12 protein-coding genes are annotated in these 11,246 nt (G+C 34.4%); 5 read left to right on the forward strand and 7 right to left on the reverse strand.

Annotation, left to right across the window (positions count from 1 at the left end; all coding sequences use genetic code 11):
* Nucleotides 1-20: 20 nt before the first annotated feature.
* The 3 genes from OZD70_RS02590 to recA all read right to left on the reverse strand — a co-directional run bounded on the left by OZD70_RS02590 (nt 21) and on the right by recA (nt 2,712).
* Nucleotides 21-791, reverse strand: a complete 771-nt coding sequence (locus OZD70_RS02590) for a CDP-alcohol phosphatidyltransferase family protein (RefSeq protein WP_275020674.1) — start codon at nt 789-791, stop codon at nt 21-23.
* Nucleotides 788-1,480: a phosphatidylserine decarboxylase gene (locus tag OZD70_RS02595; RefSeq protein ID WP_275020695.1), complete on the reverse strand. Its 693-nt coding sequence runs from the start codon at nt 1,478-1,480 to the stop codon at nt 788-790. The genes OZD70_RS02590 and OZD70_RS02595 overlap by 4 nt, the downstream gene beginning before the upstream one ends.
* A gap of 164 nt (nt 1,481-1,644) precedes the next feature.
* Nucleotides 1,645-2,712: a recombinase RecA gene (gene recA, locus OZD70_RS02600; RefSeq protein ID WP_275020677.1), complete on the reverse strand. Its 1,068-nt coding sequence runs from the start codon at nt 2,710-2,712 to the stop codon at nt 1,645-1,647.
* Between the two features lie 141 nt (nt 2,713-2,853).
* Between recA and truA the strand changes: the two genes are divergently transcribed.
* Nucleotides 2,854-3,591: a tRNA pseudouridine(38-40) synthase TruA gene (truA, locus tag OZD70_RS02605; RefSeq protein WP_275020679.1), complete on the forward strand. Its 738-nt coding sequence runs from the start codon at nt 2,854-2,856 to the stop codon at nt 3,589-3,591.
* Between the two features lie 25 nt (nt 3,592-3,616).
* On the opposite strand, the gene dnaN is transcribed toward truA, so the two are convergent.
* The 3 genes from dnaN to OZD70_RS02620 form a co-directional block, all read right to left on the reverse strand.
* Nucleotides 3,617-4,774, reverse strand: coding sequence for a DNA polymerase III subunit beta (dnaN, locus tag OZD70_RS02610; protein ID WP_275020681.1), 1,158 nt, complete (start codon nt 4,772-4,774; stop codon nt 3,617-3,619).
* A 123-nt stretch (nt 4,775-4,897) separates the two neighbouring features.
* Nucleotides 4,898-5,395 carry an invasion associated locus B family protein gene (locus tag OZD70_RS02615; RefSeq protein WP_338062932.1) on the reverse strand — a complete coding sequence of 166 codons (498 nt, stop codon included), beginning with the start codon at nt 5,393-5,395 and terminating at the stop codon, nt 4,898-4,900.
* Nucleotides 5,388-6,281 (reverse strand): RNA polymerase factor sigma-32, encoded by an 894-nt coding sequence (locus OZD70_RS02620; RefSeq protein ID WP_275020684.1) that lies wholly within the window; start codon nt 6,279-6,281, stop codon nt 5,388-5,390. The genes OZD70_RS02615 and OZD70_RS02620 overlap by 8 nt, the downstream gene beginning before the upstream one ends.
* 238 nt (nt 6,282-6,519) lie before the next feature.
* Here OZD70_RS02620 and OZD70_RS02625 point away from each other — a divergent pair, with 238 nt between their 5' ends.
* The gene (locus tag OZD70_RS02625) at nt 6,520-6,654 is read left to right on the forward strand and encodes a hypothetical protein (RefSeq protein ID WP_259346659.1); all 135 of its coding nucleotides are present in this window, start codon (nt 6,520-6,522) and stop codon (nt 6,652-6,654) included.
* 31 nt (nt 6,655-6,685) lie between these two features.
* On the opposite strand, the gene OZD70_RS02630 is transcribed toward OZD70_RS02625, so the two are convergent.
* Nucleotides 6,686-7,225, reverse strand: a complete 540-nt coding sequence (locus tag OZD70_RS02630; protein ID WP_275020687.1) for an RDD family protein — start codon at nt 7,223-7,225, stop codon at nt 6,686-6,688.
* Between the two features lie 89 nt (nt 7,226-7,314).
* On the opposite strand from OZD70_RS02630, the gene icd reads away from it, so the two are divergent.
* The 3 genes from icd to nth all read left to right on the forward strand — a co-directional run bounded on the left by icd (nt 7,315) and on the right by nth (nt 10,798).
* On the forward strand, nt 7,315-8,742 hold the full coding sequence (icd, locus tag OZD70_RS02635; protein WP_275020689.1) for an isocitrate dehydrogenase: 1,428 nt from the start codon (nt 7,315-7,317) through the stop codon (nt 8,740-8,742).
* 133 nt (nt 8,743-8,875) lie between these two features.
* Nucleotides 8,876-10,138, forward strand: coding sequence for a molecular chaperone DnaJ (locus OZD70_RS02640; protein ID WP_458695146.1), 1,263 nt, complete (start codon nt 8,876-8,878; stop codon nt 10,136-10,138).
* Nucleotides 10,139-10,159: 21 nt separating this feature from the next.
* The gene (gene nth, locus OZD70_RS02645; protein WP_275020693.1) at nt 10,160-10,798 is read left to right on the forward strand and encodes an endonuclease III; all 639 of its coding nucleotides are present in this window, start codon (nt 10,160-10,162) and stop codon (nt 10,796-10,798) included.
* The last annotated feature ends 448 nt before the right edge of the window (nt 10,799-11,246 follow it).

An 11,246-nucleotide genomic window follows, 5' to 3' on the forward strand; every position in this document is an offset into this window, starting at 1 on the left:
CTTTTTATTACAACTTATAGCTAACGAGCTTTATACGAGTAATATATATAAAGCCCAGTGCTTACTGGAATAGTAAGTACATACACTACACCTAAAATTGGTAGCGTTATCCAGGGCTTACTGATGAAAAATATAATAAGTACTCCAAAAAATGACACAAATATATAGGATAGGCTTTTGGGAACATAAATATATTTTGCAGAGAAAGTTGGAATGTGACTTATCGAAAAAAATGAAATGGCCAGAAAGTAACAAGCTACGTTTCTTGTGTTAAAAAATCGCTCTATGAGAAGTAAGTATTCACTCCCATGAGATTGAAAGGTAATAATTATTGGTAACAAAGAAAGTAAAGCACACACTGGAGCTGGAACACCAGAAAAGAAAAATTTTTCCCAGTGTGATTGTCCTGAGTGTAGCGAAACGTTAAATCTTGCAAGTCTTATTGATATGCAGATTACGTATATCATTACTAAAATCCAACCTATGACTTTTATTTCGTTTAGCTTCCAAAAATACAAAAGAAATGCAGGCGCTGCACCAAAATTTAGAAAATCTGCAAAAGAATCAAGCTGGGCTCCAAAATCGCTAGTTGATTTTAGAATTCTAGCTATTCTGCCATCCATTCCATCTATTATTGCTGCAATGATGATAAAAATTACTGAGAATTCCCATTGTTCATTAAATGTAAATTTAAGTGAAGTGAGACCAGAACATAAACCCAATAAAGTTATAAAGTTTGGGAATAATTTAGTAATAGGTAAGAATCTACTGTTACTTCCATCGTTATTCATATAACGTCAAAAGTAAGCTTCTCTTGAACGTTTTCCTTATTTAAGTTTGCTATAATTGTTTCACCACCAATAACAGTTTGCCCTTCTGAAACTCTGACTTCTGTATCAGCAGGAACATAAATATTCACTCTACTACCAAATCTTATAATTCCAAACCTTTCACCTGCTTTCACATTCTGGGATACTCCTAAATTACAAACGATACGACGTGCAATTAATCCAGCTATTTGCTCCACAATAATTTCTTTTTCCTTTTTGTATTCAATCACAACAACCTGCTTTTCATTTTCATTACTAGACCTATTGCTCATTGCGGATACAAACTTGCCTTTTTTATAATTCATTTCCTTTATCGTACCAGATATTGGTATACGGTTCACATGGACGTTCAAAACACTTAAAAATATGCTAACAAGCATGAACTTCTTCTCTTCCCCATTTTCTGCCGATAAAGGATAATTAACTTCTTCAATTTTTGAAATCACACCATCAGCAGGACTTAATATAAGATCCTTATTGTTTGGTACAGCTCTTGCTGGATCGCGAAAGAAATAAGTACACAATAATGTCGGAAACAAGCACGTAACACCAAACCCCCAAGATATAGAGAATGCTATACACGTTACTATAAAGGCAACGACTATAAATAAATAACCTTCCCTGTTTATATTAGGTAAACTAAAACACATAATCTTATTCACAATGACCTATTGTTAATAATTTATCATTTATAATTTCTCATGAAAAGCTTTTTTTAACTGCTTCAGCAAAGTCTTCTTGATACAAGGTAACATTACAGATTAGCACACACCGTCATACTGTAACAATCCATCCAACACAAACTAAGTTTAGATCAGAACACTGATTCTTCTAAAAGTTGCTCACTATCCTCGTCTATTATGATAGAATTATCATGATTTCTGAGTAAATCTCTGATTTTTGTTTCTATTTCATTTGTGACTTCTTTTTTTGTTTTTAGGTAAGTTTTTACATTCTCTCTTCCTTGTCCAAGACGTGTGTTGTTATATGAATAGTAAGCACCTGCTTTTTCAAGCACACCAAGCTTTGCTCCCATATCTATTATTTCTCCAAGTTTTGATATACCTTCATTGTACATTATATCAAATTTCGCTTCTCTAAATGGAGGAGCAACTTTATTTTTTACAACTTTAACTCTTGTTTCATTGCCTGTAATATTTTCTTTGTCTTTTATTACACCAACTTTTCTTATGTCAAGCCTTACAGAAGTATAGAATTTTAATGCATTTCCACCCGTGGTAGTTTCAGGATTTCCATACACTACTCCTATTTTCATACGAATTTGATTAATAAATATCAATATACAGTTCGCTTTTGAAACGGCAGAGGTTAGCTTTCGTAGCCCGTGACTTAGAAGCCTTGCTTGCAGCCCCATATGTTGATCACCCATATCACCTTCAATTTCAGCTCTTGGAGTTAACGCTGCAACAGAGTCAATAACTATCACATCAACCGCACCAGAACACACTAAGTACTCAACAATGTGTAATGCTTGTTCCCCAGTGTCTGGCTGCGAAATTACTAAATCATCAGTGCTTACCCCAAGTTTACGAGCATATAAGACATCCAATGCATGTTCTGCATCGATAAATGCGCATGATCCTCCTTTTTTTTGTGCTTCAGCAATCACATGCAAGGCAAGAGTGGTTTTACCAGAACTCTCAGGACCAAATATTTCAATTATACGTCCTTTTGGCAGACCTCCAACACCTAGAGCCGAATCAAGCGCAATTGATCCTGTGGATATTGTGTCTATTTTCTCTACAGGGTTTTGCTTCAACTTCATTATTGCACCTTTACCAAATGCTTTTTCAATCTGGCTTATTGCGTTATCTAGCGCTTTTTGTTTATCATTATTTCTTTCTTCTGAGTTGTTTGCCATGAATCATTTATTAACTTGTATAACTTTCATGATAATCGAACGTGAACAATCTGCCAAGGGTTTTTTAATAATGAAGAACGTTATCGTAGAAAAATTAGCTACCTAAATTATATTAAGATAGAAAGTTAGATAGACTCTGCAGTGCGATACAAAATAACGATAGAATACAATGGTAGTAGTTTCTCTGGCTGGCAGAAGCAGCAACATTCTGCTCATTCAATCCAGGAAGCCATAGAAAATGCTATATTTAATTTTAGTGGTGAGAAAGTTACTTTGTACTGTGGTGGCAGGACTGATGCAGGGGTTCATGCTTTAGGACAAATTGCTCATTTTGATATGGAAAAGGAATTTGAGCTTTATAGAATAAGAAACGCAATAAATTATCATTTAAAATCAATTCCCATAGTCGTGCTTAATGCAGAAGTTGTAGATGATGCGTTTCACGCACGGTTTTCAGCAAAAAAAAGACATTATGAATACAGAATAGTTAATCGCTATGCTCCTGCCGCTCTGGAGACAGGTTATGTATGGCAAGTGTTTAACCCACTTGATGTAAATATTATGTATGAAGCTGCTAAACATCTACTTGGAAAACATGACTTTTCAAGTTTTCGTTCAAAAGATTGTCAAGCCGCAAATCCGATGAGAACAATTGATGATATCGATATAATACAAAATGGGAATCATATACACATCAAAATATCTGCTATTTCCTTTTTACATAACCAAGTGAGGATCATTGTGGGTACTTTAGTTGAATTTGGAAAAAATAGAACCAATCCGCAAGAAATGCTAAATATATTAAACCAATGCAAAAGAAATGCCGCTGGAGTTACTGCACCACCTTTTGGCTTATATTTGGTAAAGATAGATTACTAATTTGATAAAAAATAATCCTGAGCCCTTAAGTTCTCATTGGCATCACTACATATAATACACTTGAATCGTCTTCATCAGTGATAATTGTAGCACTATTACCATCGGCTAAGCTAAACTTACATTTATTTTTTATGCAGAATAGAACATCAAGCAAATAACGCGAGTTAAACCCTATTTCTATAAGAGCTTCATTGTAGTCCACTTCTATGGATTCAGTTGCATCACTGCACTCTTGAGAGTTTGAATGCAGAGTCAGCAGCTTTTCTTGTAGTGAGAATTTAATGGATTTTACTTTATCAGATACAACAACGGAAACTCGATCTATAACATCTGAAAGTTTTTTACTTTCAATAATCATATGCTTATCTTGAGATGCTGGAATAACTGCTTTATAATTTGGAAAAGTCCCATCTATTAATTTTGATATTAGAATATATTCACCGCATGTAAACTTGATTTTTCTGTCTGAAAGTTTTATATTAATCTCATTACAATCATCCAATACTTTCAATAGCTCCATAACAGTTTTACGTGGAATGATCACACCAAATTCGCCATTGATGTTCCCAGGCTTTGGTCTCTTTATACATGATAAACGATGACCATCAGTTGCAACGCAGTACAGAAACTGTTTGTCTGTATGTAGATATATTCCATTTAAATTATACCTTGTATCATCTAGTGATACAGCAAATTTTGTTTTAGTTAATAAGTCTATCAGGTCCGTATTTAGTAGAATAAAATCATGTTTATAATTGTCTTCTTCAAGAGCAGGAAAGCTGCTTGAAACTACATTCGGTAAAGAAAAGTTTGCATTTCCGCAAGACATCAATAATTTTCCTTGGTTGTTTACTTCAAAATTGACATCCAAATCAGCGGGTAACTTCTTCACTATGTCATGTAAAGTATGCGCTGAAATTTTTACTTCTCCTTCTGTTAATACGGTTGCAGCAAGTGAGGCAAACATTGAAATGTCAAGATCAGTTGCCATTAATTTTATGCTGCCGTGTTGTGTTTTGATATTTATACATGCCAAAACATCTATTGCATTACGCCTTTCAACCACTCCACTTACTCTGGATAATGTATTTAAAAGACTTGTGCGGCTCACGCTAAAACGCATCTGCTCGCACACAGAATTTTGCTTTTTGATTTCTGTATCTACACCTGCAACCTCTGACATTGCTAACTCTCAAAAATATATTTTAAATGATATCCACATCACATATAAAGTAAAATGCTATTTATATTTCCATTGAAAGAGTAGTCTAGTTTATACTATAGCTGGGTATTCTGTTACAATGATTTACTTTGTATGGCATAAATCATGCATTTTTTGATACGCTTTTTGAAAACCAAGTAGGGAATAAGTATCATCAATGGTCACTGTTTTTGTTTTTCCATTAACTACCATTGATAATCCCTGCTTCATTTTTAGAATGAGATCTTGATCTATTTTTGTATGCTCCGCCCACGCAAAACTTCCCTGTATTATAGGCAGTGTATATTTAATTTTTTTGTCGATATTGAGAGCTACAGGCTCCTTATCATACTGAAAACCAGAGGTAACGCTTACCTCATCTGCTTTTTTATCAACATAACTGACCATTACATACGGCTTGCGATTGGTTGTATAATGCTCTCTTTTTGTCTTAGGGTAAGATACAATGTAACACACTTTCTCTCCATCTTCTGATGCAGTATATACAAGCCAGTCTTTGTATTTTTCCTTCAATTGCACATCACTAACCGATGCAAAAGCGCCTATTGAAAAAAACATTAGAAATATAAAAAAACTACGCATGCAAACCAAAATTCAAACTTTCAGATTGTATATATCGTTTTACCTTAGCCATCGCCTGCTCAGCTAACTGTCTTATTCTTTCTCTTGAAACACAATATTTTTTACTAAGTTCATCCAGAGTTTGAGTGTTTTCACACAAGTATCTACTAATAAAAATGTCTCTTGCCCTTTCGTTAAGGCTTGCTAGTGCATTGTTTAAAATTGTTTCTTTTAATTCTTTTTCTTCATGATTCTGATAGGTTGCTTCTTGACTGACCAAGTTACATGGGATCATATCTTGCAACTCCCTTTTAGAGTCATCACCTATTTTTATGCAATCGTTTAGCGACTGATCCTTGCAAGCCAAACGGTAATTCATCTGCAGAACGTCTCCTTCGGATACAGAAAGCTCATTAGATATTGCTTTTATTTCTTCATTGCTTAAAGTTTCCCTGTTTGTATACTGTAAAATTCTTTTTTTTATTTTACGTAAACTAAAAAATAGTCTTCTTTGTGCTTGCGTTGTGCCTATTTTCACGAACGACCAAGATTTCAATATAAAATCTTTCATTGAAGCTTCAATCCACCACACTGCATAAGTTGAAAAACGAAACCCTAAATCAGGATTAAACTTTTTCACTGCATGCATTAAACCCAGATTCCCTTCCATGACCAGGTCCATCAACAATAGTCCATAATTTTTGAATTTCATTGCAATTTTTACTACCAAATTCAAATGGCTGGTAATCAATTTATGAGCAGAAGAAATATCCTTATATTGGTTCCAATTTTTTGCTAATCGTACCTCTTCCTCTTGAGACAGCATAGGAAATTTTTGCACTCTAGCAATATATTGCATGAGATTGGTTCTGCTATCAACACATAAGCTTGCCATTGGGGTCAACATAACAACTTAAATTAAAACTTCATATATATAATATATTGATTTTCCAGCAAAAATTCAAGCTTTGATTTGAAAAAAGTACAAACCTTCTATCTAATTGGGATCTTAAAAACGATAAGCCCCAGCATCAGCTACCTGGGTAACACTATATATGACATCCTGCGAGCGTGTAATGATGAACATTATAGTTTAAATACGTAGTAAGTGGTGTCATCCCAGCACTCCTTTTTTTGTCATCCAAGTGCCTATTTCTTTGTCATCCCAGTGCTCCTTTCTCGTCATCCCAGTGCCCAGACTACTTGGATCCAGGAAACTTAACTCTACACCAAGTAAATGTACAATAAGAACTAGATTCCAGCGTCATGCGCTGGAATAACACCCTTGGTGGTAACAACTAAAGAAAAATATCAACTAGGTTTATAGTCTATCACTACTGTTTTTGCAATTTTATCGTGAAGAAATTGTTTACGCTGGTCAAGGATTGCAAATAATATGATTAAGATTGATACAACTATGAATAGACTAGAAATATTGAATAGTGTGTAGCAGATTATAAAATATAATACTCCAAAAACCGCTGTTCTGCTTATTGCTTGTATTAGAGTGATTTTTTCAAGTGTATTTTCATCTTTTACACGCATGCGAAGTAACAATTGTCCTGGAGTATCACCAAATTCTATTATCGTAAATACATAAAATATTAATTCCAATATCAACCCTATTACTTGTATAGTTACTGCTTTATCTAAAATCATTTCAGTTACATTGAGTGATAGAGAATATGCTAAAGTAAATCCAATGATAAATCCGATAACAAACCCCATTCCCTGTGCTAAAATATAATCGATTGCAAATGCAAAAATACGTCTTGTAATCCCTGCATAACTTACTTTAGTATCCATATACTTTCCATATTTTGCAATGCTATAGCCAGTATAAAAGTTCATTATTAAATAACCGTAAATATGCTATTTTAGCAACATTGACCCACTCTATCATTTGAATTAACATTAAATCATTTACAGTTAAGGAAGTTATGTCAACACCAATCACAGTTGCGTATGGCGATGGTATCGGCCCAGAAATTATGGAAGCAGTGCTGTCGATATTGCGTGAAGCAGAAGCGAAGATCTCAATAGATATTATTGAAATAGGGGAGCGTGTTTATAGTAAGGAATGGTCTCACGGAATTTCTCCAAGTGGTTGGGAATCTATTGAAAGAACAAAGATATTACTCAAATCTCCGACAACAACTCCGCAAGGCAAAGGGCACAAGAGCTTGAACGTTGCACTGAGGAAGAATTTAGGGCTATATGCAAACATCAGACCATGCATTTCATATCATCCTGTTATAGAAAACAAATTTGGTAAGTTTGATATCGTAGTAATACGCGAAAATGAAGAAGATGTTTACACCGGAATAGAGCATAGGCTCACTGGTGACTCGTACCAATGCACTAAAATTATTACTAGGTCTGGCTCAGAGAAGATATGCAGGTATGCTTTTGAATACGCGAAAAAACACAACAGAAAAAAAGTAACTTGCCTGACTAAAGATAACATAATGAAAATGACTGACGGAACTTTTCATGCAGCGTTTGATCGCATTGCAAAGGAATACCAGGACATAAAGGCAGAACATTATATAGTTGATATTGGAATGGCACGTGTTGCAACAGAACCGGAGAATTTCGATGTTATAGTAACTGAGAACTTGTATGGCGACATATTATCAGATATAGTGGCACAAACCTCTGGCTCTGTGGGGCTTGCAGGAAGTAGTAATATTGGCAACGAATACGCGATGTTCGAAGCAGTGCATGGTTCTGCTCCTGATATTGCAGAAAAAAATATAGCTAATCCTTCTGGTCTTTTAAATGCCGCAGTGCATATGTTGGTCTATATCGGTCAAGTGAGTACTGCAAAACTAATTTACGATGCATGGCTCAAGACTTTAGAGGATGGGATACACACTGCTGATTTATATAAGGAAAAAAGGAACAAACAAAAAGTTGGGACCAAAGAATTTGCAGAAGCTGTTATAGATAATCTAGGAAAGAAACCTGCAACATTATCTGAACTTATAATTAGCAGTGATTTAGATAGTAAAATAAATAAAGTACAAGACAATTACGAACAAGATTACAAAGTTAAAAAGCTAGTGGGTAGCGATATAACGCTTGCTTGGAACAAATCCAACAATTTTGATCAAATAGTAGGATTATTTGAATCAAGTGATCCTAAGATTATAGCGATATACTCAAAAGGCCTTGCGATTTGGCCAGGGAATTCAGAGTCTTCAAGCGACCAAATAACCTGTAGGTTTATTGCAAATAATGAAAAGAAAACTATTACAAATAGTGATGTAAATAACCTACTAATCAAACTCGAAGAAAATAGCTTTGACGTAGTAAGAATGGATAAGTTGTATTTATATGATGGAAAAGAGGGTTTCTTCTCTTAGTGGGTGCTTGATATTTTTATGCTTGTGTGAAACATTAAATATATTATACTAATAACATCGTGTATTTATGTGAGGTGTAGTAATGAGTCAACATTTTAAGTTAACTAGTTAGGAGTTTTATGATAATAATGATCTGTTTAACGTACTAGAGATAAAAGCTGAACAAATTGTAGGTAAGGATTATCAAGTTCTTAGCAAATTTCTGAAAAAACAATATAATAAATTGATACTTGTAAACCATCCTGACAAAGGTGGAGACAAAAATAGATTTGATCAGATTTATAAAGCTTATCAAGAGCTAAAAAAGTACATTGAACCTTTAGAGTTAGGAAATCCTTGTGTTAAAGTCAGTGTTGGTGCTGAAAGTAATGGACGTTTAACAGCACGTGAATTTCATTATAGAAAGAAGCTGTTCGATACACTAGGGATTGGTGAAGAAGCTATAGGTAAAGATTTTGATAAATTAATCTCTATATTAAAAAAGAATGATCGTTCGTTTGAAGAGGATTTCAAATATTGTTTTTTAAGAGATGCTTTGAGCAATCTTTCTAGATTGTTGAACCCTGGCGAGCTTAATAAACGCTTATCAAAACCTAGTATGCGGCTATTTCTTTATATTTCTCCTCTAGAAGAAAAGAGAAGCCTAATTGAAGAAGATAAAAAAGAATTAGCGTTAAGATTTATAGAACGTAAAAATGCTTTACTATCTAATACTCAACGAATCAAAATGTATCTTTTATTTTCATCAACCTGGATTACAACAGCCTATTTCTATTTCTCATACTTCTTAATGATGCCATCTAATAACGCTTTCATAAACCCGTACTTGCTGCTAGTAATACCATTGAGTGTGGTGATGAAAAACGTTTTAGATTTGCTAGAAATGCATTATGCAAAAAAATACGAAGATTCTAAAATTTCCACTGATGAGTTCATAAGTAAAATGCATTATATTCAATCAAGCCGTAAGCTTTTCGTTTTTTATCCTTTATCTGCTTTTTCTATTTATTCACTGATAGCATATTTTACTTCTAATAATCTTACTGTTGGTATAGTAATATTTGGTACTCTACTGTCTTTGACTCTTCTGATTACTGAAGTTATAGCTCCTGTTTTCTCAAAAGGCTGTGAAATATATGCTGAAAGGCACACAAAAGATTTACTAGAAGAGGATCCAAGAAATAGGGTACAAAAGGAAACCGACCTGTTAGGATGGTATGATCCACGAAAACTGTTAATGCCAATTGTTATGCCTCTTGTTAAAAAGTGTTTTGCGGAAGTGGCAAGTGAATTTGCTGAGAGGAATTTTGATGAGGTAAAAACTGATATGTCTGATGTTAATGCTGAAGGACTATCTAAGCCTAAAGGAATTGAATTTGCACAGCAACCAGTGTAGTATAAGCTTTTAGCTCTATGCATGGACTCAAAAAAAGTAGAACTGATATTTGAAAAATTCAAGCAATCAAATCCTGCACCAAAAATAGAGCTGAATTATACCAATGATTTTACGTTATTAGTTGCGATAGTTCTATCAGCGCGAACAACTGATATAAGCGTTAATAAAATTACAAAGGAGTTATTTAGTATCACTGATACGCCAGAAAAAATGCTGAGTTTTGGGCAGAGTGAGCTAAGAAAATGCATAAGCAGTATTGGTTTATATAATTCCAAAGCAAAAAATATAATCGGGCTCAGCAAAATATTGATTGAGAGGTACAATAGCAAAGTGCCTACTAATTTCGATGATTTGGTATCTTTACCAGGGGTTGGAAGAAAGAGCGCTAATGTGTTCTTAAATTCAGGGCTTGGCATTCCAACATTGGCAGTTGATACTCATGTTTTTAGAGTTAGCAATAGAATTGGGCTTGTGAAAGAAAAAGATGTACTTAAAACAGAGCAGTCTCTTTTGAATGTAGTGCCAAAAAAATACCTACTTTATGCTCATCATTGGCTAATTTTGCATGGTAGATATGTTTGCAAAGCGCAAAAACCTTCGTGTGAAACATGCATAATACATGATTTATGTGAGTTTGAATGCAAGAGATATAAATTCTAGCACACTATCTTGTCACTCACAACTGTACGAACGTTGTAGTTTGGGCCACCAGTGGAGTGTCATTCCAGCGCTCCTTTCTCATCATCCTAGTGCCTATTCCTTTGTCATCCAAGTAGCCCCTTTTTTGTCATCCGAGTAGCTTGACTACTTGGATCCAGGAAACTTAACTCTACACCAAGTAAATGTACAATAAGAACTAGATTCCAGACTGGAATGACACCCTACTTAACCGTCATACCGCCGCGGTATCTCTTATCCGCTAACAAGAGATCCCGCTGCGGGATGACGGTTGTCGTTTAGCTATAAACATTAAGAAATTTACCAAATAAAAAAAAGGCAAAAGAAGCCCTGGTCATTGTCTATTTTCTGTATTGGCGTTTTTTAAGTCTTAAACACTGCAATTTAGCTGCTTTTAAATGCAACTAACCTTAGCTTTAATATTTAAGAA

Origin of the sequence: Wolbachia endosymbiont of Drosophila tsacasi (assembly GCF_028982115.1) — a bacterium.
GTDB classification, from domain to species: domain Bacteria; phylum Pseudomonadota; class Alphaproteobacteria; order Rickettsiales; family Anaplasmataceae; genus Wolbachia; species Wolbachia pipientis_B.